We start from the raw sequence: 26,752 nt of genomic DNA on the forward strand, positions 1-26,752 counted from the left end.
ATTGAAGTCGTGTGCATGTCAGGTCTCCCGGTGGTGTTGACCGGAAAGCGACTGCCCGGTGAACGCCTCCGGAACGCGGAAAACGGGCGCCGCCCCGGGGAGTCGAACCACCGGGGCGGCACCCTGTTCACGAGTCCGCGCTGCGTGCGGGACGGTCGGCCTACGGGAAGGTCAGCTTCCAGTCGTCGATGTAGCCCGTGTCGTACGACGCCACGTCCTGGACCTTCAGCTTCCAGGTGCCGTTCGCCGTCTCGCTGGAGGCGTTGACGGTGTAGGTCTCGTGGACGTCGTCCGCCGAGTCCCAGTAGCTGGAGTTCTTCAGGCGGTACGCCGTGCCGTCCGGGGCCACCAGGTCGATCACCAGGTCACCGCGCCACGTGTGCACGATGTCGACCGAGACCTGGAGGTCGGACGGGGCGTTGCCGGACACGCCGGACACCGTGATCGACGACGTGACGGCCGGGCCGTTGTCCGGGATGGACACGTTGCTGCCGTTCTCGAACGACGTGCCGTCGCCGCCACCGCCGCCGCCGGAGCGCGAGCCGACGTTCACGGCCGCCCACGCGTCCTGCACCGCCGCGTACTCGGCGCTGCTCGTGCCGTACAGTTCACCGGCCGCCGCGAGGGTGCCGGTGCGGGCGCCCGCGTAGTTGGTGGTCGAGGTGAACTTCGTGGTCAGGGCCTTGTACCAGATCTGGAGGGCCTTGTCCCGGCCGATGCCGGTGACCGGGAGCCCGTCCGAGGTCGGCGAGTTGTAGCTCACGCCGTTGATGACCTTGGCGCCGCTGCCCTCCGACAGGAGGTAGAAGAAGTGGTTGGCGACGCCCGAGGAGTAGTGGACGTCCTTGTTGCCGACACCGGAGTACCAGTAGTCGGCGGAGCCACCGTCCTTGCTGGGCTTGTCCATGTAGCGCAGCGGGGTGCCGTCGCCGTTGATGTCGATCTTCTCGCCGATGAGGTAGTCACCGACGTCGGAGGAGTTGTTGGCGTAGAACTCCACGCCGGTGCCGAAGATGTCGGAGGTGGCCTCGTTCAGGCCGCCCGACTCGCCGGAGTAGTTGAGTCCGGCGGTGTTGGAGGTGACGCCGTGGCTCATCTCGTGGCCGGCCACGTCCAGCGACGTCAGCGGGTCGGCGTTGCCGGAGCCGTCGCCGTAGGTCATGCAGAAGCAGCCGTCGTCCCAGAACGCGTTGACGTACGCGTTGCCGTAGTGGACCCGGGAGTACGCGCCCACCCCGTCGTTCCTGATGCCGGAGCGGCCGAAGGTGTTCTTGTAGAAGTCCCAGGTGGTCGCGGCGCCGTAGTGCGCGTCGGCGCCCGCGGTCGCGGCGTTGGACGTGCTGCCGTTGCCCCAGGTGTTGCTGGACTGCGAGAACAGCGAGCCGGTGCCGGACGTGCCGTGGTTCAGGTTGTACGTCTTGTGGCCGCCGCGCGCACCGTCGTTCAGCGTGTACGTCGAACCCGACTGGGTCGTCGTCAGGGAGACCTGGCCGCTGTACTGGGTGTTGCCGACGCCGGTGGCGTTCTCGATGCCCTGGTACTCGTAGAGCTTCTGGCCGGTGGCCGCGTCGGTGATGACGTGGAGCTCATTGGGGGTGCCGTCGTCCTGGAGACCGCCGACGACCGTCTCGTAGGCGAGGACGGGCTTGCCGGTCGCCGCCCAGATCACCTTGCGCGAGGAGTCGGCGGCCGACTTGGAGCTGCCGAGGGCCTTGGCGCGGGCCACGGCCTTCTGCTCGGCGGCGGCCTTGCTGACGTCCGGGGTGAGGTCGGGGACCTTCAGGGACGCGTTCGTCGCCCTGATCACACGCTGGGTCGCGCCCGACTTCGCGGTGTCGACGATCAGGTCGCCGCCGAGGACGGGCAGGCCGGCGTAGGTGCGCTCGTAGCGGGTGTGGACGGTGCCGTCGGCGTCCTTGACGACGTCCCTGACGACCAGCTTCTCCTGCGTGCCCAGGCCTATCGCGGCAGCCGTGCCGGAGGCATCGGCCGAGGCGTCGCGCATCAGCTCGGCGCGCTGGGAGGGGGAGAGCTTGAGGGCCGCGTGGGCCGGGTTCACCCGGCCTGCGGGCGCGTCGGCCGGGGCGGCGCTCGCGGCGCCCGCCTGGACGGCCGCGGCGAGGAGCGCGGCAACGCCCGCGAGGGCGACACCGGCCGCGCGACGGTGCGGGGTGTGGGAGGTGCGTCTGCGCGAGGAACTGCTGCTCAACACTGACTCCTTCTGCATGGCCGCGGGTCGCGCGGCCAGGGGAGACCGGACGGGGGGATGCGCCGACCGGGCAGAACTCGGGGTGGTACGCCGAACCACGTGCGGCAGTGCGGGTTCACGGCACAGCGATGGAACGGTGGGGTTGCTGTGACGTGGCCGTGGGAAGAGTGGCAGGTGATCACGACTTCTGTCAGGAGCGCGTCAGAAACTTGGCCGGAAATCGTTCGTTGTCCGGGTGTTCACGTCCGGTATACGGACATGTGGCCTGAGTGTGCGCTGTGGTGGGTGTGCTGGATATGCCGAGGATGTCGAACAGGCGCACCGAATGCCGGGGTGCGAAACGGTGGAAAGCGCCCCGGAACGGCGAAGGGGGACGGGGTATGCACATGGCGACTGAGGGCACCGGCGGCACCAGCCACCCCGCTCGCACCACGAGCACCGTGCTGCGAGCGGGGCTTGTTCCGGTGGCACTCCTGGCATGCCTCGCGGTGGGCTGCGGAACGCAGCGCACGGACGGCGACGCCGCGGCGGACGGCCGCGGACCCGGGCCGGCGGCGACGGCCCGCTCGGCGCCGGCCCGGCCCTCCGACGTGCCGTGCCCCCACGAGAGCACCGAGCCCGCCCCCGTGAGCGCGCCGGGGCTGCCGACCCCCACCAGAACCCCCGGCCCCTCGGGGCCGGCCGTGCCCGTCCCCGACCACTACGCCGAGAACCACGGCTTCATGCAACCCCTTCCGCTGCACGGGCAGGCCCGCTGCGACGGATTGGCCGAAGCCGCTCGCATCCGGCAGGCCCTGGAACCGCTCCGCGAACGCGGCGACTTCAGCCCCGCCGGCACCGCGGACGCCCTCGCGGCCCTGGGGCACACCGCGCCCGGGACCCGGACCGAGTCCCTCGGCCCCACCGGGGTCGCCTTCCTCGTCGACGCGGGGCGCGTGTGTATCGAGGGCCGGATGTACGACGGCGGCATCGACGTCGACGCGTTCGGCGGCTACCCCGACCACCCGGGCTGCGAGCGTCCCAGCGGCGGGCACTGACCGCCGCACCCCCGGCCGCCCGCGGCGGCCCCCGCGGGTGGACCGGCCGCCGCGCTCCCGGCGGGCGGGGGCGCGCACGCGCGGACGGCGCGCATACCGCTGAGCCGGTCCCGGGGGGACGGGAGTTGTGGCGCCGGTCCGCGGTGCAGTCGGCGGGGACGCCCTCCGCCTGGCCCCGGGGGAGCCGCCCGGCCACCCGCCCCCGGCCGGCCCGTCGGGGTCGCTCCGTCGGGTTCCTCGGCGCCCCCGCAGCCACAGCCGTCCGACGGCCCCGTCCTCCCGGCCCCGGTCGGTGCCCCGGCCCGTCGCGCCTTCCAGTGCCGCTTCAGGCAATGTTCGCCCGTCGAGGAGCGGCGTCCGGTGCGTGCTCCCGGTGTGCCGGCCGGAAGCCCTCGTACTGGATGTACTCGGGCTTTCGTCCGGTGCAGCGAGCGTGCGTGCCGGGCGTCGCGACGGGGCGAACGTTGCCTGATGCGGCACTAGTCGCCGGGTGCCCCGTCCCCGTGCCACGTCCGCCACAGCGCCGCGTACGCCCCGCCCGCCGCCACCAGTTCGTCGTGCGTGCCCAGTTCGGTGAGCCGGCCCTCCTCCATCACGGCCACCCGGTCCGCGTCGTGCGCGGTGTGCAGCCGGTGCGCGACCGCGATGACGGTGCGTCCCCGGAGCACGGCGGCCAGGGCCCGCTCCGCGTGGCGTGCGGTGGCCGGATCGAGCAGGGCGGTCGCCTCGTCGAGGATCACGGTGTGCGGGTCGGCCAGCACCACGCGGGCCAGGGCGAGCTGCTGGGCCTGCGGGCCGTCGGTCCCGAAGCCCCCGTCGCCCAGCACGGTGTCGAGGCCGGCCGGCAGCTCGCACACCCACGGGGCCGCCCCGACCGCGGTGAGCGCGTCCCACAACGCCTCGTCCCCGGCGGCCGGTTCGGCGATGCGCAGGTTGTCGCGGACGGAGCCGAGGAAGACGTGGTGCTCCTGGGTGACCAGGACGACCTGACGGCGCAGCCGTTCCGGCGAGAGCGAGGCCACCGGCACCCCGCCGACCGTGACGGCCCCCGCACCCGGCGCGTCGACGCCCGCGATCAGCCGGCTCAGTGTCGTCTTGCCCGCCCCCGACGGCCCCACCACCGCCAGCCGTTCCCCGGGGCGGACGCTCAGGTCGACGCCGCGCAGCACCTCACCACCGCGGTCGTAGGAGTGCCGGACCCCCGTGACGTCGATGCGGTCGCCCGCCGGGACCACCTCCCGGGCCCCCGCCGCCCGCGGAGTCTGCGCCAGGCCCTCCACACGGGCGAACGACGCGCCGCTGCTCTGGAGTTGCTCGACCCGCATCAGGATCTCGTCCAGCGGAGAGCCCAGCTGCTGCAGGTACACCGCGGCCGCCACCACCGAACCCGGACTCAGTGTCCCGTGCGCGTGCAGCACCCCGCCGGCCAGCAGCACCCCGGCCACGGGCAGGAGGTGCGACATCTCCACCACGGGGAAGAACACCGTCCGCAGCCGCAGTGTGTACAGGCGCCGCCGCCGGGACACGTCCAGCGCCTCACCGCAGGCTGCGTTCCGCCGCCGCTGCAGTCCGAACGCCTCCACCGTGCGCGCTCCGGCCGCGGTCGCCGCGAGCACCTCCGCGACGTCCGAGTCGGCTGCCCCCTGAGCCAGGTAGCCGTCCCGGGCCCGGCGCAGATACCAGCGCAGCACCACGGCGATCGGGACCAGGCCGCAGGTGCCGAGGAAGCCCAGCCGCGGGTCGACGGTGAAGACCGCCCCCAGGAGGAACAGCGCCTGCACGGTACTGATCATCAGCTCGGGACCGGCGTCGCGCAGCGTGGTGCCGACCGCGGCCACGTCCGCCGTACCCCGCGCCGTCAGATCGCCGGTGCCCGCCCGCTCCACCACCGACGCCGGCAATGCCAGCGCCCGGTCGACGAACTCCTCGCGCACCCGGGCCAGCGTCCGCTCCCCGAACCGGTGCCCCGCGTACCGTGCCCAGCGCGCCAGCAGCAGCTGCGCCACCGCGCAGGCGAGGAGGGCGAGCGCGGCCCGGTCCACCGCGTCGACGCCGGCCCCGGCCCGTACCCGGTCGATGATCCGGCCCAGCAGCCACGGCCCGATCAGCCCGGCTCCGGCGGCTGCCGCGTTCAGCGCCAGAACCCCGAGAAACGCGCGCCCGTCGGCCCGCACCAGGCGCAGGGAGGCCCGGCGCACCGCGCGGCGACCCGCGACGGGAAGGCGACCCCCGCTCATCCGACGGTCTCCTCGACGGTGGTCCCGGTGCTCCCGGCGGTCTTCTCGACGTCCCTGGCCACCAGCGCGCGGTAGCCGGGCTCCTCGGCCAGCAGCCGGGCATGGGTCCCGCTCGCGGCGACCTTCCCGTCGACGAGGTAGTGGACGGTGTCCGCCCGGTCGAGCACGAGCGGGGAGGTCGTGGTCACCACCGTCGTACGGCCGGCGCGCACCTCCCGCAGCCGGTCCGCGATCGCCGCCTCGGTGTGCGCGTCCAGCGCCGAGGTCGGCTCCACGGCCAGCAGCACCTCCGGGTCGGCGAGCAGTGCCCGCACCAGCCGGACCCGCTGCCGCTGCCCGCCGGAGAGGTTGCGGCCCTGTGCGTCGACGGCCGAGCCGAGCCCGTCCGGCAGCCCGTGCACGACGTCCTCGGCCGCCGCGGCCCGCACCGCCCGCCGGATCGCGTCGTCCCCGTGCTCCCCACGTCCCCCGACCAGTTCCCGCAGAGGCCCGGCGAACAGGTCCGCCTCGTGGTCGGCGACCAGGATGCGCGCCCGTACCTGCGCCAGGGGGATGTCGTCCAGGCGTACTCCGCCCCAGGTCGCCGCCGACGGCTCGTACCTGCCGAGCCGGTCCACCACCGACGCCGCGTGCGCGGGACGCCGGGCCACCAGCGCGGTCAGTCCGCCGGGCGGCACCCGCACCCCGGAGTCCGGGTCGTGCAGCGCGGAGGGCTCCGCGGGCGCCTGCGCGGTGCCGGTGTCCGCCACGGGCGACAGCCGTAGCAGACCGACGACCCGACGGGCGGCCACCACCCCCCGGCCGAGCAGGTCACCGCACTCCAGGAGGAACGCCACCGGGCGCACGAGGACCGCCACATACCCGTACACGGCCACCAACTCACCCACGGTGATGGCTCCCTGGGCGGCCGATCGGGCCGCGAGCCAGGTCACCACCGCCAGGAACAGCGTCGGCAGGCCCGTCCCCAGCGCCTGCATCCAACTGGTCACCGCCCCGACCCGGTACCCCTGCTCGCGCAGCCGCTCCGAGTCGTGGCGGAACGCCTGCGCGAACAGCCCCTTGCCCCCGAGCCCGTTGAGGACCCGCAGCCCGCCGGTGAGGTCGCCGATCCGGGCGGTCAGCACCCCCTGCCGCTGCCGGTACTCCGCCTCCGTGCTCTGGAGCCGCCCCAACAGCGACCCGACGACGGCCGTCACCAGCGGCACTCCGAGCAGCACCACCGCGGCCAGCTGCCCGGACACCGACAGCAGCAGGCCCGCGACCACGCCGTAGGCGACGATCGCGCCGACGCCGGGACCGACGATGGTGAGCGCCGTGCCGATCTGCTGCACGTCCCCCACTCCGATCGTCACGACCTCCCCCGCGCCGACACGCCGCGGCAGCGCGGCCCCGAGCCGTACCGTGTGCCCGACGACGACCTTCACCGTGCGGAAGTTGGCGTCCATCCGCACCCGGGTCATCGTCCGGTGCCGCATGACGCTCAGCCAGGCGTTCACCGCTCCCACGGCCACCATCAGCGACGTCCACCGAGCCAGTGCCCCCAGGTCGCCGTGCTCCAGGCCGTCGTCCACCGCCCGGGCCATCAGCCAGGGCGTCGCCGACAGCAGCACCATCCAGGCGCTGCCCAGCAGCGCCCCGGCCGCCGCCCGCCCCGGCTGCCGTGCCACCAGCCACCACAGGTAGCGCGGGCCGCTGCGGCGGTCGGGCGCGCCGGGGTCCTCGTACGCGTCGATCACCTGGGACAGTCTCCGTCCTCCGTGCGGTCTTCCGGTCCGCGTTCGCGCGCACCGCCTGACGATCGAACCACTCGGCCCTCGCAGCCCGTTCGGCGACCCGGCCGGTGCGGCCCGCGGTGCGGCGTTGCTCCGCGGACCCCGCCCGTCACCCGGCGCCCGGGCCGCCGAGGGGAACGACGCGGGACCCGCGCCGAGCGGCACCGGGCGACAGGGCGGATGTGGTCCGGGGGCGCCCAGGGATCCCGGGAGGCCGGCCGGCCCCGTCAGACCAGGCTGTCCCGCCAGGCCCGGTGCAGGTCCGAGAACCGGCCCGTCCCGGCGATCAGTTCGGCCGGGCCGCCGTCCTCCACGATCCGCCCGTGCTCCATCACCAGCACCCGGTCGGCGATCTCCACCGTCGACAGCCGGTGCGCGATCACCACCGCGGTACGGCCGTGCAGCACCGTCGCCATCGCCCGCTGCACCGCCCGCTCTCCGGGGATGTCCAGGGAACTGGTCGCCTCGTCCAGGATGAGCACCGCCGGATCGGCGAGCAGCGCCCGCGCGAACGCCACGAGCTGCCGTTGCCCGGCGGAGATGCGACCGCCGCGCTTGCGCACGTCGGTGTCGTAGCCGTCGGGCAGCGCGCTGATGAACTCGTGCGCCCCGATCGCCTTCGCCGCCCGCTCGATCTCCTCGCGGGTGGCCTCGGGCCGGCCGAGGGCGATGTTGTCGGCGACCGTGCCGGAGAACAGGAACGCCTCCTGCGTCACCATCACCACACCCCGCCGCAGCTCGGCCACGGCCAGCTCGCGCAGGTCCACCCCGTCGAGCAGCACCCGCCCGTCGGAGGGGTCGTAGAACCGGGCCAGCAGCTTGGCGAGCGTCGACTTGCCGGCGCCGGTGGAGCCGACGACCGCGACCGTCCGGCCGGCCGGCAGCGTCAGGTCGAAGCGGGGCAGGATCTCCCCGCCCGTGCGGTAGGCGAAGCGGACGCCCTCGAAGACGACCTCGCGGCCGGGCAGTTCACCCTGCGGTGCGGGCAGCTCCCGCGGGACGGACGGCTCCGGCACCGACGGCGTCTGGGCCAGCAGCCCGGCGATCTTCTCCAGTGACGCCGCCGCCGACTGGTAGGAATTGAGGAACATGCCGAGCCGGTCGATGGGGTCGTACAGGCGCCGCAGGTAGAGCACGGCCGCGGCCAGCACGCCCAGCGCCAGTGAACCGTCCGCCACCCGGTAGGCACCCCACAGCACGATCATCGCGACGGCCGTGTTGGCGACCAGCCGGGAGCCGACGACGTAGCGGGCCATCTCCAGCAGCGCGTCACCGTTGCTGCGCTCGTGGCGCCGGTTGAGCACCCGGAACTCGTCGTCGTTGGCGTTCTCCCGGCGGAAGGCCCGCACCGGCCGGATGCCGTTCATCGTCTCCACGAACTTCACGATCACCGCCGCGATCGCCGTGGACCGCAACCGGTACACCTCGCCCGCCCGCCGCTGGTAGACCCGCACGAGCAGGTACAGCGGCACGAAGGACGCCACCGCCACGGCTCCGAGCCCCAGGTCCAGCCACAGCAGCATCGCCGAGATGAAGACGAAGGACAGCACGACCGTCACGAGCTCCTGCAGGCCCTCGCTGAGCAGTTCCCGGAGCGACTCGACGTCCGTGGTGGACCGGGAGATCAGCCGGCCCGAGGTGTAGCGCTCGTGGAAGTCGACGCTCAGTGCCTGCGCATGGCGGAAGATGCGGCCGCGCAGATCGAGCAGGACGTCCTGGTTCACCCGCGCGGAGGCGGTGATGAACGCGTACTGCAGCGCCCCGCCGGCCGCCGCGCTCAGCAGGTAGCCGACGGCCACCGCGATCAGCGGGCCGCGGTCGTGGTCACGGAACGCCGGCACGGCGTGGTCGATGGCGTACGCCACCAGCAGCGGGCCCGCCTGTACGGCCGCCTGCTGGAGCAGCAGCAGGACGGTCGTCAGGGCCACCCGTGCCTTCATCGGCGCCAGCAGCGACCGCAGCAGGGCGGCCGTCGCGCCGGGCGGCGTGGGCAGGACGTCCCGGTCGAACGGGTCGCCGGAGTCCGCGCCGCGGGGCAGGTCCTCCTCGTCGGAGGGGGCGACGGACGTCGTGGTGGGGGCCGTCATCGATGGTCCTCCTCGTGGCCCGCGCCGTCGGCGTGGCTCTCGTGGTCCTCTCCGCCGTCGTGGCCCGACATGAGATGGGCGTACTCGGCGTTGGTGCGCAGGAGTTCGTGATGGGTGCCCACGGCGGTGATCCGGCCGCCCGACAGCAGGGCGACCCGGTCGGCGAGCAGCACGGTGGACGGGCGGTGCGCCACGATCAGCGCGGTGGTGTCGGCGAGGACCTGCCGCAGCGCCGCCTCCACGGCGGCCTCCGTGTGCACGTCCAGCGCGGACAGCGGGTCGTCGAGCACGAGGAACCTGGGCTGTCCCACGACCGCCCGGGCCAGTGCCAGCCGCTGCCGCTGCCCGCCGGACAGGCTCAGGCCCTGCTCGCCGACCTGCGTGTCGGTGCCCTGCGGCAGGGCGTGCGCGAAGTCGGCCTGGGCGACGGCCAGGGCGCGGTCCAGATCCTCTCGGCCGGCGTCCTGCGCGGCGCCCATGAGCACGTTCTCGCCGACGCTCGCCGAGAACAGCGTCGGCTCCTCGAAGGCCACGGCGACCATCGCGCGCAGCTCCTCGCGGCTCATCGCGGTGATGTCCTGGCCGTCCAGGGTGATCCGGCCCTCGGTGACCTCGTGCAGGCGGGGGACGAGCGCGGTCAGGGTCGTCTTGCCGCTGCCGGTCGCGCCGACCAGGGCCATGGACTCGCCGGAGCGGATGTGGAGGTCGATGCGGTCCAGGAGGGGCGGGGACCCGGACAGGGCGTCCGGGTAACGGAAGCGGACGTTGTCGAAGCGAAGGCCCGCCCCGTTCGCCGTCCCGTTCGCCGCGCCGGCGGCCGCCGCGGCCGGATCCTCCGGGGTCTCGTCCAGCACCTCGAAGTACCGCTCCGTCGCCGTGGCCGCCTCCTGGCTCATCGCCAGCAGGAAGCCGATCGACTCGATGGGCCACCGCAGCGCGAGCGCGGTCGACAGGAAGGCCACCAGGGTGCCCGCGGACAGGTCGCCGTCGGCGACCTGCACCGCCCCGACCACCAGCGCGGCGCCGACCGCGACCTCCGGCAGGGACACGATGACCGCCCAGATCGTCGCCAGCAGCCGCGCCTTGCCCAGCTCCGTGCCGCGCAGGGTCCTGGACAGCTCGCGGAAGGCGCGCGCCTGGCTGCGGTGCCGTCCGAAGCCCTTGATGATGCGGATGCCGAGGACGCTCTCCTCGACGACCGTGGTCAGGTCGCCGACCTGGTCCTGGGCGAGCCGGGCGACTCGGGCGTACCGCTTCTCGAACATCATGCACATGACGATCACGGGAGCGGCGGGGCCGAGGACGACCAGTCCCAGGGTCCAGTCCTGCGCCAGCATGATGCACACGCCGACGATGATCGTCACTCCGTTGACCAGCAGGAACGTCAATGGGAAGGCGAGGAACATGCGCAGCAGCATCAGGTCGGTCGTCCCCCGGGACAGCAGTTGCCCCGAGGCCCACCGGTCGTGGAAGGCGACCGGCAGGCGCTGCAGATGCCGGTACAGGTCGGCCCGCATCTCGGCTTCGACGTGCGACAGCGGCCGGGCCACCAGCCACCGCCGGAACCCGAACAGCAGGGCCTCGGCCACGCCCAGCAGCAGCAGATACAGGGCGCCGAGCCACACTCCCGCCGGATCCCGGTCGGCGACCGGGCCGTCCACCATCCACTTCAGCACGAGCGGGATGACCAGCCCCGTGCACGAGGCGATGATCGCGACGAACGCGGCGATCGACAGCCGGGCCCGCACCGGCCGCACGTAGGGCCACAGGCGCAGCAGCGAGCGCACGGCGGAGCGCCGAGCGGGTTCCAGGGCGGTCTCAGGTGTCGTGGACATCAGCAGTGAGCCTACGGTTCGCCACTGACATCGCCCACCGAGTTTTGGCCGGACCCCTCTCCGCCGATGGTCCTACGACCTGCGTGTTCGGTCCTGCGGTCGCCCGGCTCTCCCCGGGGCCGCGGTGCCGGGTCGACCGATCGGGCGATGCGGGGGCGAGCCGGACGGGCGATGCCACGTTCCCGGGCCGGCCCGGGAACCCGGGGACAGGCCGGCGTCCCGCAGGCCGGACTCACCGTGCGGGAGGTCCTGGAGTCGTACGCCTCCTTCCGCCCGCGTCCCCCGGACCGCCGGTCACCCGGTCGAGCGGTCGGGGCTCACCGGCCGGTTCGCCACCTGCCTCGTCCGGCTCTCCGGCGGCCGGAAACAGCGCCCGTTCGTCGCGCTCGCCCTCATCGGGGACCGCGCCGTCGTCGTCCTCGACCAGCCGACCACCCCCCGGACCCGTGCGCCCGCCGCGACACGTGGCGGATCGCGGACGAGGTCCGGGCGAGCGGAGCGACCGGTCAGGACGCGTCGTCGGCCGTCTCCGCGCGGCTCTCCACATTCTCGATGCCGGTCGGGCGGCCCGCCCGCACCCAGCGGGCGTACAGGGCCCCCGCGATCAGCAGCGTGGCCAGCAGCGACAGCATCGGCCACCCGCGCAGCAGGTTGACGACCAGGGTGAAGGCGACGGCGACGGCGGCCAGGCCGTTGAGCCAGACCAGCGCCGGCGTGCGCTCGCTGCGGGCGAAGCGGGCCATCGCCACCAGGCCCACCAGGAAGCTGACGAACACGGCGACGGCGTAGAACAGCACCAGCTTCTGCTCCTCGCCCGCCGCGGCCACGATGATCAGCGCGGCGGCGGCCAGGTAGACCACGACCGACCAGAACGGCGTGTGGTGCCGGTTGGTGCGGCCCAGCACCGGCGGCAGGACGCCCGGCGCGTCCATGGTCCCGGCCAGCGCCTTCAGCAGACCCGGCCCGGCCTGGAAGGAGGAGCTGGCCGCGGCGAGCAGCAGCAGGGAACTGGTCAGCTGGAAGGCGCCGTACAGCCAGCCGGGGCCGGCCGCGGCGTGCGCGATGTCGGCGATCTGGGTGGAGTCGGCGGCGGGGACGCCGATGTGCAGGCGTACCGCGAGCACGGTGAGCGCGAGGGTCAGCCCGCCGACGATCACCAGCAGCAGGGCGAGGGTGCCCCGGCCGAAGCGGCGGCGCCGGGTGTCGTCGAGCTGGCCCAGCTGGGCTATCGCCGTCGACGGCGCCTCCACCCCGGTGGCCAGCGCCATCGCCACCGGGAAGGCCAGCACCACGGCGATCGCGGCGGCGTGGCCCGGGGCATGGCCGGTGACGGCGTGGCCGGTCGTGTGTGGGGCGGCGAAGCCCAGCACGAGGACCGCCACCGACACCGCGACGAACAACACCGTCATCACCGCGAACAGCAGCCGTCCGCCGTGCCCGAACCAGGTCAGCCCGGCCACCACCAGCAGCAGGAGCAGTGCCAGCGGCACGCGCTCCGGTGCCAGGCCCGGGAAGAGCGCGATCACCGCGCTGGCTGCCGCGGAGATCGAGATGCCGATGGTGAGGACGAAGTCGACGACCAGCGCGCCGATCGGGAGGAACGTCCAGCGGGCCCCGAACGCGCGGCCCGCGGCCGCCGCGGCACCGCCGCCCTGCGGGAAGCGGCGCACCAGCTGCCAGTAGTTGGCGGTGACCACCACGACCAGACCGATCACCAGCGACATGGTGGGGATCAGCAGGGCCAGGTCGCCGTCCAGGGCGCGCAGCGCCGCCTCGATGGCGTAGGCGACGGAGGACACCGGGTCGGCGATGACCGCGAAGGCGAAGGCGAAGAAGAGGACCGCGCCACGCGGCGACCGTACGGTCGCCGGCACGGCAGCAGGACGAACCTGCCCGGTGGTGAGCATCATGGGCCCTTCGGCGAGGGACGCGGTGGAGACTGCGCGTCGTGACTGGAACAGTTCGCCGACCAGGCTTCCCGGCACACCAAGGACAAGATTACGTCGCAGGGGTTCACGGCGGCGTCAAGAAGTCGTCAAATCGGGGGCGTCGGCGCCGGTCACGCGCAGCAGCAGCACCGAGCGTCCGGGGACGGCGATCTCGGTCCCCGCCGGGTGCACGGCGCCCGGTGCCTCGGCCTGCTCCTCCCGCGAGGTGTCGACGACCAGCTCGTAGCCGTCCGCCCACGGCGGTCCCGGCAGTGCGAAGCGCACCGGTTCCTCCCCGGCGTGCAGCACGGCGAGGAAGCTGTCGTCGACGATCGGGGCGCCGCGGGCGTCGCGGCCCGGAATGTCCCGCCCGGACAGGTACATGCCGAGCGTGGCCGCGGGGGCGTACCAGTCGCCCTCCGTCATCTCCGTGCCCCGCGCGGTGAACCAGGCCAGGTCCCGCAGCCCGTCCGCCGAGTGCGCCCGCCCGGAGAAGAACGCCCGGCGGCGCAGCACCGGATGCCGGTGGCGCAGGGCGATCAGCCGTGAGGTGAGGTCGAGCAGGGCCCGCCAGCCGGCGTCGGACGGCAGGCTCCAGTCCAGCCAGCTGATCTCGTTGTCCTGGCAGTAGGCGTTGTTGTTGCCGCCCTGGGTGCGGCCCATCTCGTCCCCCGCGACCAGCATCGGCACGCCGGTGGACAGCAGCAGTGTGGTCAGCAGGTTCCGCAGCTGGCGGCGCCTGAGCGCCCGTACCTCCGCGTCGTCGGTCTCGCCCTCGACCCCGCAGTTCCAGGCCCGGTTGTCGTGCGTGCCGTCCCGGTTGCCCTCGCCGTTGGCCTCGTTGTGCTTGCGCTCGTACGACACCAGGTCGCGCAGGGTGAAGCCGTCGTGCGCGGTGACGAAGTTGACCGAGGCGTACGGCCTGCGCCCGCCCCAGGCATACACGTCGCTCGACCCCGACAGGCGGTAGCCCATCTCCCGGACATCGGGCAGGGCATGCCGCCAGAAGTCGCGGACGGTGTCGCGGTAGCGGTCGTTCCACTCCGTCCACAGGGGTGGGAAGGCGCCCACCTGGTAGCCGCCGGAACCGACGTCCCACGGTTCGGCGATCAGCTTCACCCGCCGCAGGACCGGGTCCTGGGCGATCACCGCCAGGAAGGGCGAGAGCATGTCGACGTCGTGCATCGAGCGGGCCAGCGCCGCCGCCAGGTCGAAGCGGAAGCCGTCGACGCCCATCTCGGTCACCCAGTAGCGCAGGGAGTCGGTGATCAGGCGCAGGACGTGCGGCTGGACCACGTGCAGGGTGTTGCCGCAGCCCGTGTAGTCGGCGTACCTGCGGGCGTCGTGCTGCAGCCGGTAGTAGCCGCGGTTGTCGATGCCCTTCAGCGACAGCGTCGGGCCGTACTCGCTCGACTCGGCCGTGTGGTTGTAGACCACGTCGAGGACGACCTCGATCCCGGCCGCGTGCAGCGCGCGGACCATCCGCTTGAACTCGCCGACCTGCTGGCCCGCGGTGCCGGAGGCGGCGTACGCGGCGTGCGGGGCGAAATAGCCGATGGAGTTGTAGCCCCAGAAGTTGCGCAGGCCGCGGCGCAGCAGGTGGTCCTCGTGCGCGAACTGGTGCACGGGCAGCAGCTCCACCGCCGTCACCCCCAGCTTCACCAGGTGCTCGATCGCCGCCGGGTGGGCCAGCCCGGCGTACGTGCCGCGCAGCTCCGGCGGGATCGCGGGATGCCGCCGGGTGAAGCCGCGTACGTGCAGTTCGTAGATGACCGAGTCGGCCCACGGCGTCTTGGGCCGCCGGTCGTCCGCCCAGTCGTCGTCGTCATGGACGACGACGCCCTTGGGCACGTACGGGGCGGAGTCCCGATCGTCGCGCACGGTGTCGGCGACGTTCTGGTCGGGCCAGTCCCGGACGTGCCCGTACACCTGCGGCGCCAGACCGTGCGGCGCGTAGTCGCCGTCCACCGCGCGCGCGTACGGGTCCAGCAGCAGCTTCGCCGGGTTCCACCGGCCGCCGGTCCACGGGTCCCAGCGGCCGTGCACCCGGTAGCCGTAGCGCTGCCCGGGCCGCACGCCGGGCACGAAGCCGTGCCAGATCTCGTGGGTGAGCTCGGTGAGCACGAGCCGGGTCTCGGCGCCCCGCTCGTCGAACAGGCACAGCTCGACGCCCTCGGCGCCGCCCGCCCACACGGCGAAGTTGGTGCCGGCCACACCGTCGGGGCCGGTCCGGAACCGCGCGCCCAGCGGCGTCGGCGCCCCCGGCCACACGGGCAGCGCCGGCGTCGCACGCGCCCGGCCGTTCACGACGGCGGCCGGGTGCCGCTCGCCGGCGGTACGCCCCTCGGGGACCGCCTCCTGCTCGGCTGCGCTGGACACCTGTCTCGGCCCTTCGTCGTCCGGCTCCTGGCACGGCGTGCGGGGGCTGCGGCGTCCCGGCCGCGGCACCCCTCCACGTCGTCCTTCTCACAGTTCTGCCCAGACGGGCGCTCGCACTCACGTTTCCCCCGGACGCCCCCGTCGTTGGGCACCCTGTGAGGCACGTACAGGGGCGCGCACGGCGCGTGGGGGCCGCTCTGGCCGCCGTACTGACATGGGCAGGACTGCTGGCCGGCGCCGCCGGCTGCACCGCGGAGGGCGCGGGCGGGCCCGACGGCCTGTTCGACAAACCCCCCGCATCCGAGGACGTCATCCGGATCACTCCCGACGACGGCAGCAAGGGCGTGCGCCCCGACCGGCGGCTGCGGGTGCAGGTGCCCAGCGGGCGCCTGGAGTCGGTGAAGGTGGTGAAGTCGCAGGACGCCCGGGAGTCGCCGGTGCGCGGACGCATCTCCGACGACGGACTGAGCTGGGAGCCCGCCGACCGCCGGCTCGCCCTGGCCGCCGAGTACACGGTCGACGCGGTCGCCCTCGACGGCCACGGCCGCCGCTCCGCCCGCCACGCCGTCTTCACGACCTACGTCCCCGAGAAGCGGTTCGTCGGCTACGTGACCCCGGAGGACCGTGCCGTCGTCGGCACCGGGATGATCGTCTCCATCGAGTTCAACCGTGAGATCGCCGACCGGGCCGCGGTCGAGCGCGCCATCGAGGTGAGCGCGGAACCGGCCGTCGAGATCCGCCCGCACTGGTTCGGTGACGGCCGGCTCGACTTCCGCCCCGAGCGGTACTGGAAGCCCGGCACGGAGGTCACCGTCGCCCTGCACCTGCGGGACGTCCAGGGCGCGCCCGGTGTGTACGGGTTGCAGGACCGGACGTACTCCTTCACCGTCGGCCGCAGCCAGGTCTCCCTGGTCGACGCCGCCCGGCACACCATGCAGGTGCGGCGCGACGGCCAGCTGGTGGCCACCGTGCCGGTGACGGCGGGCGCCCCGAAGACCACCACCTACAACGGGAAGATGGTGGTGATGGAGATGCTGGAGGTCACCCGGATGAACGGGGCCACGGTCGGCTTCAAGAAGGCCGACGGGAAGAGCGAGTACGACATCCCCGACGTCCCGCACGCCATCCGCCTCACCGAATCCGGCACCTTCCTGCACGGCAACTACTGGGCGGACCAGGAGGTCTTCGGCCAGGCCAACACCAGCCACGGCTGCGTCGGACTGCGCGACGTCAAGGGCGGCGGCGCGGACACCCCCGCGGGCTGGTTCTTCGACCGCAGTCTCGTCGGGGACGTCGTCGAGGTCGTGCACAGCAAGGACGGGAAGGTCGCCCCCGACAACGGCCTGAGCGGCTGGAACATGGGCTGGAAGGAGTGGAAGGAGGGCACCGCGCTCTCCTGACCCCGCGGGGTCGCCGGTTGGGACCGAACGGTGACAATTCCGCGACGTCGAATGCCCTGACCACGCAGTTAATATGCGCCCACGGTGCGCGCGCGGGAGACGCGGCGACGCCTGGTGCGGGCCCCGAACGGGCCCGGGGGAGGGGAGAGAAGACGTGAACGTGGGACCGATACGGGGGGCGTCGGCCGGCGCGCGCGGGAGGCGGCGCGGGCTCTCGGCCGTCGCCGTGGGCGTGCTGCTGACGGCGGTCACGGCATGCGGCGGAGGGGGTTCGCCGTCGGCGTCCGAGGACGGCGGGAAGCCCGCGGCGGACTCCGGTGCGGCGCAGAGTGCCCAGTCCGAGGCCGTCGTCACCATCACGCCCGAGGACGGCGCCGAGTCCGTGGACACCAGCGGCGTCCTCGGGGTCAGCGCCGCCAAGGGCAAGCTGACCGAGGTCGAGGTCAAGGACGACGAGGGCGCGAAGGTCGAGGGCAGCATCTCCGCCGACGGCTCCGGCTGGACGCCCGCCGCCCATCTCGCCGCCGCGACCACCTACCAGGTGCACGCGGTCGCCAAGGACGCCGCAGGCCGCACGGCGGCCGAGGACTCCTCCTTCACCACCCTGACCCCGAAGAACACCTTCGTCGGGACGTTCACCCCCGAGGACGGCTCCACCGTCGGCGTGGGCATGCCGTTCTCGCTGCGCTTCACCCGCGGCATCACCCACCCGGACGACGTCGAGAAGGCCGTCAAGGTCACGACCGAGCCGGCCGTCGACGTCGAGGGCCACTGGTTCGGCAACGACCGCCTCGACTTCCGCCCCGAGAAGTACTGGCAGGAGGGCACGAAGGTCACGGTCCGGCTCGACCTGGACGGCGTCGAGGGCCGCCCCGGCGTCTACGGCAAGCAGAGCAAGACCGTGTCCTTCACGATCGGCCGCAACCAGGTCTCCGTCGTCGACGCCAAGGCGCTCACGATGAAGGTCATGCAGGACGGCAAGGTCGTCAAGACCCTGCCGGTCAGCACCGGCAAGCCGGGCTACGACACCTGGAACGGCCAGATGGTCATCAGCGAGAAGCTGAAGGTCACCCGCATGAACAGCGAGACGGTCAACCTCGGCAGCGAGTACGACATCAAGGACGTCCCCCACGCCATGCGCCTGACCACCTCCGGCACCTTCATCCACGGCAACTACTGGGGTGGAGGGGCCTTCGGCAACTACAACTCCAGCCACGGCTGCGTCGGACTGCGCGACGTGCGCGGCGGCTACGACAGCGGGGTGCCGGCCGCCTGGTTCTTCGACCACTCGATGATCGGCGACGTGGTGATCGTGAAGAACTCCGACGACCGGACCGTCGCCCCCGACAACGGCCTCAACGGCTGGAACATGTCCTGGGAGAAGTGGAAGGCCTGACGGCGCCGCGACGTGCGGCCCCGGTGTGAGGTACGGCACCGGGGCCGCCGCCGTTAGTCCCCGTTAACCTGCTGGCATGACCGTGAATCTCGAAGTCGCGGACGGTGTCGGCACACTGCGCCTGGACCGCCCGCCCATGAACGCGCTGGACGTCGCCACCCAGGACCGCTTGAAGGAACTCGCCGAGGAGGCCACGCGCCGCGACGACGTGCGCGCGGTGGTGATCTACGGCGGGGAGAAGGTGTTCGCGGCGGGCGCGGACATCAAGGAGATGCAGGCCATGGACCACACCGCGATGGTGCTGCGGGCCCGCGCCCTGCAGGACTCCTTCACGGCGGTGGCCCGCATCCCCAAGCCGGTCGTGGCGGCGGTGACGGGCTACGCGCTCGGCGGCGGTTGCGAGCTGGCCCTGTGCGCGGACTACCGGATCGCGGGCGAGAACGCCAAGCTCGGCCAGCCGGAGATCCTCCTCGGCCTGATCCCGGGCGCCGGCGGCACGCAGCGGCTGGCCCGCCTGGTCGGCCCGTCCAGGGCGAAGGACCTGATCTTCACGGGCCGGATGGTCAAGGCCGACGAGGCGCTGACGCTGGGCCTGGTGGACCGGGTGGTGGCCCCTGAGGACGTCCACACCGAGGCGCACGCCTGGGCGGCGAAGCTGGCGCAGGGGCCGGCGATCGCGCTGCGCGCGGCCAAGGAGTCGATCGACACCGGTCTGGAGACCGACATCGACACGGGCCTGGCCGTGGAGCGGAACTGGTTCGCGGGGCTGTTCGCGACGGAGGACCGCGAGCGCGGGATGCGCAGCTTCGTGGAGGAGGGGCCGGGCAAAGCCACGTTCCTCTGAACCGGGAGCCGTCGGGCCTGGTTCCGTGAAATCTCGGCCGAAGGCCTTGCACTTGACGTGATGTCTCATCCGGGTCCCTCGATGGGGCGGATTATGGGAACCTTAACGCGACCTTAAGCCTGCCTTGTCGAGGGAGCCTGTCGATTGCCTCCGGCGGAGCCGTCACCGCAGGTCGGTCCGGCCGCAGCGAACCCTGAACTGCCTTTGTCATATGTCAAGCGCATCCCGCGCAGGGGTGGTGGACAGGGGGCGTATTCCTCCAGAACGCCTCCGGGGGCCGTTCCGGGCGGCCATGATGAGGGCATGGCGGGGCTGGAGGGCATCGAACAGCCGCGGGGACACGGCCGTGCTGCTGCGGCGCGCTGGTCGCCTGCGGTCGAGGACGAACGGGCGCTCAGAGCACTGGAGTTGTTCGGCAATCCGACGGAGATGGAGGTCCCGCTGCCGTCCCGCCCCGAGTCGGCGGCCACGGCCCGCCGACTGGCCCAGGTGGTGGTCCTGCGCCACTGGGGTCTGAGCCCGAAGCTGGCGGAGGACGCCGTCCTGCTCGTGTCGGAGCTCGTCGGCAATGCCGTACGCCACACGGGTGCCCGGGTCTTCGGACTGCGCATGCGCCGCCGGCGCGGCTGGATCCGCATCGAGGTCCGCGACCCCTCCCGGGGGCTGCCCTGCCTGATGCCCGTTCAGGAGCTCGACGTCAGCGGCCGCGGCCTCTTCCTCGTCGACAGGCTCGCCGACCGCTGGGGCGTGGACCTGCTGCCGCGCGGCAAGACGACCTGGTTCGAGATGAGGGTGGCGGACCGCTGACCGCCGGGCCGGCCCGGCGGGCGACCGGCTCTGCCCGCGCCGACCCGCCCCACCCCGCCGACCGGGTGAATAGGCCGTTCTGCACCTCATCGCCCCTTAAATGGTGGGGGTGACCCCGACCGACCGCCGCACCGCGCTCCGCACCGGCACCGGCCTGCTGACCTCGGCCGCGTTCGCCGTGGGCTGCGCCACGACCGGCGCCGTCGCCCACCCCGCCCCCACCCCGACCTCGACCTCCCCACCCACCCGCTCCTCCCCGTCCGCGCCGGGGAACGCGCGCACGGCGCCGGGCCCCCGCCGCTACCCCCGGGCCGCCGCCCAGATCACCCACGGCCCCCGCACCCGCCCCCGGGTCGCCCTCACCTTCCACGGCCAGGGCGACCCGGCCCTCGCCCGGGCCCTGCTCGACGAGGCCGAACGGCACGGCGCCCGCGTCACCGTCCTCGCCGTGGGCACCTGGCTGGACGAGCACCCCGGGATGGCGGGCAGGATCCTCGACGGCGGACACGACCTCGGTAACCACACCCACCGCCACCTCGGTATCAACGCGATGCCCGAAGCGGCGGCCCGCGCCGAGATCAGCGCCTGCGCCCACCGGCTCGAACAACTCACCGGGTCCATCGGCACCTGGTTCCGCCCGTCCCGGGCCGCCCGTGCCTCTCCCCTCGTCACCCGCCTGGCCCGCGAGGCCGGCTACCCGCACGTCCTGTCCTACGACGTCGACTCCCTCGACTTCACCTCTCCCGGCGCCGACACCGTCACCCGCACCGTCCTCGCCGCGGTCCGGAGCGGGTCCGTGGTGAGCCTGCACCTCGGCTACCCGGACACCGTCGCCGCGCTCCCCGCCGTACTGGAAGAACTCGACCGCCGCGGCCTGCACGCGGTCACCACCACGGAGCTGCTGAGCTGATGCACCCCACCCGAACGACCCGCGCCCTCCTCGCCGGTACCGCCCTGCTCGCCGCGGCGACCCTCGCCGCCTGCGGCGGCCGTACCGGGAACCAGCAGGTGGTCGAATCCACCAAGGCCGCCGTCCCCGCCCCGGCGAAGAAGAAGAAGCCGGCCGTCCAGGGCCTGCCCGGCATGCCGCCCGTCCTCGATCCCAAGGACGTCTACGCGGCCGACCGGCCCGACAAGCTCTCCCCGGTCGTCAAGGACTTCCCGTCCCGCGTCTACGTGCCCAACACCGGATCGGACACCGTCTCCGTCATCGACCCGAAGACGTACAAGATCATCGAGACCATCCCGGTCGGACGGCAGCCGCAGCACGTCGTCCCGTCCTGGGACCTGAAGACCCTCTGGGTCAACAACAACCGCGGCCACACCCTCACACCCATCGACCCGAAGACCGGCAAGGCGGGCAAGCCGGTGGACGTGCACGACCCCTACAACCTCTACTTCACCCCCAACGGCAAGTACGCCGTCGTCATGGCCTCCCTCGACCGCGAACTCGTCTTCCGCGACCCGCACACCATGGAGCGGGTGAAGACCGTCCCGGTCACCTGCTACGGCGTCAACCACGCCGACTTCTCCCTCGACGGCCGCTACTTCATCGTCTCCTGCGAGTTCAGCGGCGAACTGCTCAAGGTCGACACCGAGAAGATGGAGGTCGTCGGCCAGCAGAAGCTCCCCTTCCACGGGGCCATGCCGCAGGACGTCAAGATCTCCCCCGACGGCAAGCTCTTCTACATCGCCGACATGACCGCCAACGGCATGTGGATCCTGGACGGCGACACCTTCGCCACACCCAGCCTGCTGCCCACCGGCAAGGGCACCCACGGCCTGTACGTCGGCCGCCGGTCCCGCGAGATGTACGTCTCCAACCGGGGCGAGGGCACCATCTCCGTCTTCGACTTCGCGCAGCACAAGGTCACCAAGAAGTGGCGCCTGCCGAACGGCGGCAGCCCCGACATGGGCGGCGTCTCCGCCGACGGCAAGGTCCTGTGGCTGTCCGGCCGCTACGACGCCGAGGTGTACGCCATCGACACCCGCACCGGTGAACAGCTCGCCCGCATCAAGGTCGGCTCCGGCCCGCACGGCCTCGCCGTCTACCCGCAGCCCGGCCGCTACTCACTGGGCCACACCGGCATCTTCCGCTGACCGGCACCACACCGGGCGCGCAGCAGCGCCTCCGCGCCCACCTGCCGGTATCCGGCCGCCTGGAACGCCCGTAGGCTGCGGGCGTTCCCGGGCGCCACCTGCGCCCACAGCGGCTCGCCGGCCAGCTGCCGGGCCGACCGGACCAGGTCCCGCCCCAGCCCCCGGTGCCGAACCCCCTCGTCCACCTCCACCGACACCTCCAGCCGTCCGGCGACCCCGCGCCCCATCACCAGCACCCCGCCCCGCGCCACCCAGGCGCGCACGTCGTCGCGACGCTCGCGGGCATAGGCGATCCGCGGATGGCCGCCGTCCACCTCGTCGAGCGCCGGCGACGGCTCGCCCGGCAGCGGAGTGCCGACGAGGACCGCGTCGACGGTCTCGGCCGTGCGTCCGGTGCGCTCCATGAACGCCGCGAGGAAGCCCGGATGCAGGGGGGCGGCGAGCGCGTCGCACTCCTGTGCCCTCAGGGTCTCGCGCACCCATCTCGGATCCTCGTCGGTGAAGACGACCGAGTGCGCGGTGAAAGCCATCACCCCCGCGTCCCGGGGCCCGTGCTGCGGCACCACGGTGGTGCCGCCGTCCGCCGGGGGAAAGACGCCCCGCGCCGCCGCGTCCAGGATGTCCCGCAGGGTTCGCCCCGCCGCCTCCGCCGTCACCGTTCCAGCCCTCCCGCCGGCCGCCCACCGAAAGCCCCACACTCACACACCCGATCCGCCCCCGGCACCGGAGTTGCCGCCGCCGCGCACCGTCGGGACCTCGGGGTCCGTCCGCCCGGTACCGCGCGGCGGGTGCCCCCGGGTGGCCGCCGCACGCCCGGCCCGCCCGGGCCGTTAATCTGACCTGCGGCACTACGCCGGAACGACATGTACAACGCGACACAGAGGGGCGGATCGGTGGCGGACATCGAGGAAGCACGCAAGCAGTTCGAGCGGATCGACGCGGACGGGGACGGTTTCATCACCGCCGCCGAGTTCAAGAGCGCCCTGGCCCAGGGGGGCGACTGGAACGTCACCGAGCCCGTCGCCGAGGCCCTCATCGCCCAGCGCGACCTCAACGGCGACAAGGTCCTGTCCTTCGACGAGTTCTGGACCTACCTGAACAAGTGAGCCGCGCACGCCGGGCCCCGGTCGCGGCGCGTGCGTCACGGCGAGGCCCAGGCACGCAGGGCCGCCGCGCTCGGGAAGTCCGCCACGTTCCTGTCGTGCGGGACGGACGTGTACTGGTGGAACCGCCACGCCGCCCTGATGCGGGGCCTGCCGGCCGGGACGTAGTCCGCGATCCACAGGCCGTCCCCGGCGTACGAGGTCGTGTCCACCGTCAGCCAGTAGTGGCGGGAGCAGTACAGGACGACCCGGTGGTGCGGGCGCAGTTCCTTCACCTTCCGGATGAAGCGGTCCTTCTCGGCGTTGGTCGCGTGCGTGCCCTCGCCCGTCGTCTCCCAGTCGACGGCGAGGATGTCACCGTGCCGCTCCGGCGCCCGGCCGACGAAGTACTCCGCCTGTGCCGTCAGGTTGCCCGGCCACAGGAAGTGGTAGAAGCCGACGACCAGACCGGCTGCCCGGGCCCGCTCGGTCTGGGCGGCGAGTCTGGGATTGACGTACGAGCGGCCCTCCGTCGCCTTCACGAAGACGAACGACAGGCCGCAGGTGTCGTAGGAGGACGGCTGGTACGCGCTCACGTCGATGCCGTGCAACAAGGGAACTCCCGTATGCGCAGGTGGGGGACGGGAGTTGTGGTATGCCCGGCCCCCGTCCGGCCGACGCACGCGCGGGAGGGGGGTGCGGGAGCGCTTCGGCCTGCGGTGCCGACCACCGCGAGCCTGCCGCGCGCTGTTTCCCACGTGCTGTTTCCCGCGCGCCGTTACCCGCGCGGCGGTCGACGCGGCGGCGACCCCTGCCCGCCCCGCACGCTCGCGGCGATCACTCCCGGGCGAGCGGGTGAGCGGCGCGGGACATCACGCCGTCGGGCCCGTGCCGTCCTCGGCGGGCGGCGCCGTGCGATGCCGGACCATGTCCGTGGGGGCCGCCGGCGGCTCCTCCTGCGGACGGCTCTCCCGGGGGATCACGGGCGACGCGCGTCGTCCGCGTCCGCCTCACGGTGGGCGGGTGAGGGGACGGAGTGCGTGCGCGTGGAGCAGGCACAGAGCCCGGGAGCACCGCGGGTGCCGTCCGCGGTGCCGGTGCCGGCGTCGGTCGGCCCGTCCGCGGGGGCGGACGGTTGCGCGTCGCGCCGGCCGTGCAACTCGTCGCGCAGTCGGCGCACCTCCTCCGTCAGGACGGCGATCTCGCTCGTCGTCTGGGCCTCGGTGGCGCGTAGTTCGGAGAACCGGTCCATGAACCAGGAGGCGAGGGTCGCGGTGACGAGACCCGCGAGCGCGATGCCGCCGACCATGAGCGCGATGGCGATCAGGCGCCCCTCCGTCGTCGTCGGATACAGGTCGCCGTACCCGACGGTCGTGACCGTGGTGATGGACCACCACAGCGCGTCGCCGAACGTCGTGATCGTGGCGTCCGGGTTGCGTCGTTCCACGTCGAGGATCGTCAGGCTGGACAGGAACAGCAGCAGCGCCGTGCAGGCCGCCACGTAGGTGCCCAGGCGCACCCGGACGCGGCCCAGGGTGGAGGCGTTGCGGCGGACCACCATGAAGATGATGGTCACCAGCCGCAAGGGACGCAGCGGCGGAAGGAGCAGGGTCGCCACGTCGAACAGGCGCACCTTCAGGAAGGTCCACCGGCTCCCCGCCAGGACGAGGCGCAGGACGAACTCGACGGCCAGCAGCGCCCAGATCGCGAAGGTCACCGTCGCGGCCGTCCGACGCCAGGTGCTGGGCAGGGCGGGAGCCAGGATCGGCACCGCGTAGGCCGCGAGATAGACCATCGCCAGGGCGATGAGCCAGCCGCCGGTGCGCTGTTCCCAGCGCCGCAGCCGTTGGTCCCTGAGGGCAGGTGTGGCAGACATGGCACGCCATTGTGGCACCGCCTCCCGTGCACCCGTCACGGCGACGCACGCGGACGGGGCGCCGACCCGCCTCCCACCGCCCCGCGGGTGCCCGCCGGCCCCGCGCGCAGCGGGCGCCCCGAACACCACGGGACACGGAGAGGACCCGACCGCACTCGAGGACGCGAAGGCGCGGTCAGGGCCTGCCTCCTCAGCACTCGATGATGTTCACCGCCAGACCGCCGCGTGCCGTCTCCTTGTACTTCACGCTCATGTCCGCGCCGGTGTCCTTCATCGTCTTGATGACCTTGTCCAGGGACACCTTGTGCGAGCCGTCGCCGCGCATCGCCATCCGCGCGGCCGTCACGGCCTTCACCGCGGCCATGCCGTTGCGCTCGATGCACGGGATCTGGACGAGGCCGCCCACCGGGTCGCAGGTGAGCCCGAGGTTGTGCTCCATGCCGATCTCGGCGGCGTTCTCGACCTGTTCCGGGGTGCCGCCCAGTACCTCTGCCAGCGCGCCCGCCGCCATGGAACAGGCCGAGCCGACCTCGCCCTGGCAGCCGACCTCGGCGCCGGAGATGGAGGCGTTCTCCTTGAACAGCATCCCGATCGCGCCGGCCGCCAGCAGGAAGCGCACCACGCCGTCCTCGTCCGCGCCCGGCACGAAGTCCATGTAGTAGTGCAGGACCGCGGGGATGATCCCGGCGGCGCCGTTCGTCGGGGCGGTCACCACCCGGCCGCCGGCCGCGTTCTCCTCGTTGACGGCCATCGCGTAGAGGGTGATCCACTCCATGGCGTGCGCCAACGGGTCCCCCTCCGCGCGGAGCTGACGTGCCGTCACCGCCGCGCGACGGCGCACCCTCAGGCCGCCCGGCAGGATGCCCTCGCGGGACATGCCGCGCGAGACGCACGCCTGCATCACCCGCCAGATCTCCAGCAGGCCCGCCCGGATCTCCTCCTCGGTGCGCCAGGCCCGTTCGTTCTCCAGCATCAGCGAGGAGATCGACAGGCCCGTCTCCTCGGTCAGGCGCAGCAGTTCGTCACCCGTGCGGAAGGGGTGCTTCAGGACCGTGTCGTCCAGTTTGATCCGGTCCGCGCCCACCGCGTCCTCGTCGACGACGAAGCCGCCGCCCACCGAGTAGTAGGTCTTCGACAGCAGCTCCGTGCCGTCGGCGTCGTACGCCCACAGCGTCATGCCGTTGGCGTGGTACGGCAGCGCCTTGCGGCGGTGCAGGACGAGGTCCGCGTCGAAGTCGAAGGCGATCTCGTGCTCGCCCAGGAGTCTGATGCGGCCCCCGGACCTGATCGACTCCACCCGCTCGTCGGCCGCCTCCACATCGACGGTGCGCGGCGAGTCGCCCTCCAGGCCGAGCAGGACGGCCTTGGGGGTGCCGTGGCCGTGGCCGGTCGCCCCCAGGGAGCCGTAGAGCTCCGTGCGGACGGTGGCGACGTCCTTCAGCAGCCCCTCGTTGCGCAGGCGCCGGGCGAACATCCGCGCCGCGCGCATCGGGCCGACCGTGTGGGAGCTGGACGGGCCGATGCCGATCGAGAACAGGTCGAAGACCGAGATGGCCACGGTCACTCCTCAAGACAGCAGATCAGGGGGTGGTGGGGCACCCGCGCCGGGGTGCCCCACCGGGGGACTTAACTGTTGAGACCGGGGTAGAGCGGGTGCTTGTCGGCGAGCGCACGCACGCGCGCCTTCAGGGCCTCGGCGTCGGCCTCCCCGAAGGACGACGGCGCCTTGAGGGTCTCCGCGATCACGTCCGCGACCTCGGCGA

The 26,752-nt window shown here is 72.9% G+C and carries 19 protein-coding genes and 1 pseudogene; 8 read left to right on the forward strand and 12 right to left on the reverse strand.

What is annotated here, in order from left to right:
- Nucleotides 1–160: 160 nt before the first annotated feature.
- Nucleotides 161–2,209 carry a M4 family metallopeptidase gene (locus tag JS756_RS33450; protein ID WP_205387032.1) on the reverse strand — a complete coding sequence of 683 codons (2,049 nt, stop codon included), beginning with the start codon at nt 2,207–2,209 and terminating at the stop codon, nt 161–163.
- A 380-nt stretch (nt 2,210–2,589) separates the two neighbouring features.
- On the opposite strand from JS756_RS33450, the gene JS756_RS37350 reads away from it, so the two are divergent.
- Complete coding sequence (locus tag JS756_RS37350; protein ID WP_240204755.1) at nt 2,590–3,246, forward strand: hypothetical protein; 657 nt, start codon at nt 2,590–2,592, stop codon at nt 3,244–3,246.
- A gap of 479 nt (nt 3,247–3,725) precedes the next feature.
- On the opposite strand, the gene JS756_RS33460 is transcribed toward JS756_RS37350, so the two are convergent.
- The 6 genes from JS756_RS33460 to glgX form a co-directional block, all read right to left on the reverse strand.
- A complete protein-coding gene (locus JS756_RS33460; protein ID WP_205387033.1) occupies nt 3,726–5,483 on the reverse strand; it encodes an ABC transporter ATP-binding protein in 1,758 nt (585 codons plus the stop codon).
- Nucleotides 5,480–7,219, reverse strand: a complete 1,740-nt coding sequence (locus JS756_RS33465) for an ABC transporter ATP-binding protein (RefSeq protein ID WP_205387034.1) — start codon at nt 7,217–7,219, stop codon at nt 5,480–5,482. The genes JS756_RS33460 and JS756_RS33465 overlap by 4 nt, the downstream gene beginning before the upstream one ends.
- 263 nt (nt 7,220–7,482) lie before the next feature.
- Nucleotides 7,483–9,342, reverse strand: a complete 1,860-nt coding sequence (locus tag JS756_RS33470; protein ID WP_205387035.1) for an ABC transporter ATP-binding protein — start codon at nt 9,340–9,342, stop codon at nt 7,483–7,485.
- Complete coding sequence (locus tag JS756_RS33475; protein ID WP_205387036.1) at nt 9,339–11,177, reverse strand: ABC transporter ATP-binding protein; 1,839 nt, start codon at nt 11,175–11,177, stop codon at nt 9,339–9,341. Before JS756_RS33475 ends, JS756_RS33470 begins: the two co-directional genes overlap by 4 nt.
- 506 nt (nt 11,178–11,683) lie before the next feature.
- Nucleotides 11,684–13,162 (reverse strand): APC family permease, encoded by a 1,479-nt coding sequence (locus JS756_RS33480; protein ID WP_307791358.1) that lies wholly within the window; start codon nt 13,160–13,162, stop codon nt 11,684–11,686.
- A gap of 39 nt (nt 13,163–13,201) precedes the next feature.
- On the reverse strand, nt 13,202–15,484 hold the full coding sequence (glgX, locus tag JS756_RS33485; RefSeq protein WP_205387037.1) for a glycogen debranching protein GlgX: 2,283 nt from the start codon (nt 15,482–15,484) through the stop codon (nt 13,202–13,204).
- 155 nt (nt 15,485–15,639) lie between these two features.
- Between glgX and JS756_RS33490 the strand changes: the two genes are divergently transcribed.
- The 6 genes from JS756_RS33490 (at nt 15,640) to JS756_RS33515 (ending at nt 22,031) form a co-directional block, all read left to right on the forward strand.
- A complete protein-coding gene (locus JS756_RS33490) occupies nt 15,640–16,884 on the forward strand; it encodes a L,D-transpeptidase (RefSeq protein WP_205387038.1) in 1,245 nt (414 codons plus the stop codon).
- Between the two features lie 154 nt (nt 16,885–17,038).
- Nucleotides 17,039–18,280, forward strand: a complete 1,242-nt coding sequence (locus JS756_RS33495; RefSeq protein WP_438817365.1) for a L,D-transpeptidase — start codon at nt 17,039–17,041, stop codon at nt 18,278–18,280.
- Between the two features lie 76 nt (nt 18,281–18,356).
- Nucleotides 18,357–19,124, forward strand: coding sequence for an enoyl-CoA hydratase/isomerase family protein (locus JS756_RS33500; RefSeq protein WP_205387040.1), 768 nt, complete (start codon nt 18,357–18,359; stop codon nt 19,122–19,124).
- A 303-nt stretch (nt 19,125–19,427) separates the two neighbouring features.
- Nucleotides 19,428–19,931 (forward strand): ATP-binding protein, encoded by a 504-nt coding sequence (locus tag JS756_RS33505; protein WP_205387041.1) that lies wholly within the window; start codon nt 19,428–19,430, stop codon nt 19,929–19,931.
- Nucleotides 19,932–20,031: 100 nt separating this feature from the next.
- Entirely contained in the window at nt 20,032–20,841 is an 810-nt protein-coding gene (locus tag JS756_RS33510; protein ID WP_205387042.1) for a polysaccharide deacetylase family protein, read from the forward strand.
- Nucleotides 20,841–22,031: a YncE family protein gene (locus JS756_RS33515; RefSeq protein ID WP_205387043.1), complete on the forward strand. Its 1,191-nt coding sequence runs from the start codon at nt 20,841–20,843 to the stop codon at nt 22,029–22,031. Before JS756_RS33510 ends, JS756_RS33515 begins: the two co-directional genes overlap by 1 nt.
- Here the strand turns inward: JS756_RS33515 and JS756_RS33520 are convergent.
- Nucleotides 21,998–22,687: a GNAT family N-acetyltransferase gene (locus tag JS756_RS33520; protein ID WP_205387044.1), complete on the reverse strand. Its 690-nt coding sequence runs from the start codon at nt 22,685–22,687 to the stop codon at nt 21,998–22,000. The two genes, JS756_RS33515 and JS756_RS33520, sit on opposite strands and share 34 nt — an antisense overlap.
- A 237-nt stretch (nt 22,688–22,924) precedes the next feature.
- Between JS756_RS33520 and JS756_RS33525 the strand changes: the two genes are divergently transcribed.
- Nucleotides 22,925–23,137: an EF-hand domain-containing protein gene (locus tag JS756_RS33525; protein ID WP_205387050.1), complete on the forward strand. Its 213-nt coding sequence runs from the start codon at nt 22,925–22,927 to the stop codon at nt 23,135–23,137.
- A gap of 35 nt (nt 23,138–23,172) precedes the next feature.
- Here the strand turns inward: JS756_RS33525 and JS756_RS33530 are convergent, their stop codons facing one another.
- The 4 genes and pseudogenes from JS756_RS33530 to JS756_RS37355 form a co-directional block, all read right to left on the reverse strand.
- Entirely contained in the window at nt 23,173–23,727 is a 555-nt protein-coding gene (locus JS756_RS33530; RefSeq protein WP_205387045.1) for a glycoside hydrolase family 25 protein, read from the reverse strand.
- 365 nt (nt 23,728–24,092) lie between these two features.
- Nucleotides 24,093–24,989 (reverse strand): potassium channel family protein, encoded by an 897-nt coding sequence (locus tag JS756_RS33535; protein ID WP_205387046.1) that lies wholly within the window; start codon nt 24,987–24,989, stop codon nt 24,093–24,095.
- A 190-nt stretch (nt 24,990–25,179) separates the two neighbouring features.
- Nucleotides 25,180–26,547, reverse strand: a complete 1,368-nt coding sequence (locus tag JS756_RS33540; RefSeq protein ID WP_205387047.1) for an L-serine ammonia-lyase — start codon at nt 26,545–26,547, stop codon at nt 25,180–25,182.
- A gap of 68 nt (nt 26,548–26,615) precedes the next feature.
- Nucleotides 26,616–26,752, reverse strand: a pseudogene (locus JS756_RS37355) (serine hydroxymethyltransferase); the annotation flags it as partial.

Source organism: Streptomyces actuosus (genome assembly GCF_016921115.1).
GTDB classification, from domain to species: domain Bacteria; phylum Actinomycetota; class Actinomycetes; order Streptomycetales; family Streptomycetaceae; genus Streptomyces; species Streptomyces actuosus_A.

Excerpts from the sequence above, each read along its gene's own strand:
- JS756_RS37350 (WP_240204755.1), top strand. The coding sequence starts at position 2,590 with ATGCACATGGCGACTGAGGGCACCGGCGGCACCAGCCACCCCGCTCGC.
- JS756_RS33460 (WP_205387033.1), bottom strand. The coding sequence starts at position 5,483 with ATGAGCGGGGGTCGCCTTCCCGTCGCGGGTCGCCGCGCGGTGCGCCGG.
- JS756_RS33470 (WP_205387035.1), bottom strand. The coding sequence starts at position 9,342 with ATGACGGCCCCCACCACGACGTCCGTCGCCCCCTCCGACGAGGAGGAC.
- JS756_RS33475 (WP_205387036.1), bottom strand. The coding sequence starts at position 11,177 with ATGTCCACGACACCTGAGACCGCCCTGGAACCCGCTCGGCGCTCCGCC.
- JS756_RS33500 (WP_205387040.1), top strand. The coding sequence starts at position 18,357 with ATGACCGTGAATCTCGAAGTCGCGGACGGTGTCGGCACACTGCGCCTG.
- JS756_RS33505 (WP_205387041.1), top strand. The coding sequence starts at position 19,428 with ATGGCGGGGCTGGAGGGCATCGAACAGCCGCGGGGACACGGCCGTGCT.
- JS756_RS33510 (WP_205387042.1), top strand. The coding sequence starts at position 20,032 with ATGGTGGGGGTGACCCCGACCGACCGCCGCACCGCGCTCCGCACCGGC.
- JS756_RS33515 (WP_205387043.1), top strand. The coding sequence starts at position 20,841 with ATGCACCCCACCCGAACGACCCGCGCCCTCCTCGCCGGTACCGCCCTG.
- JS756_RS33535 (WP_205387046.1), bottom strand. The coding sequence starts at position 24,989 with ATGTCTGCCACACCTGCCCTCAGGGACCAACGGCTGCGGCGCTGGGAA.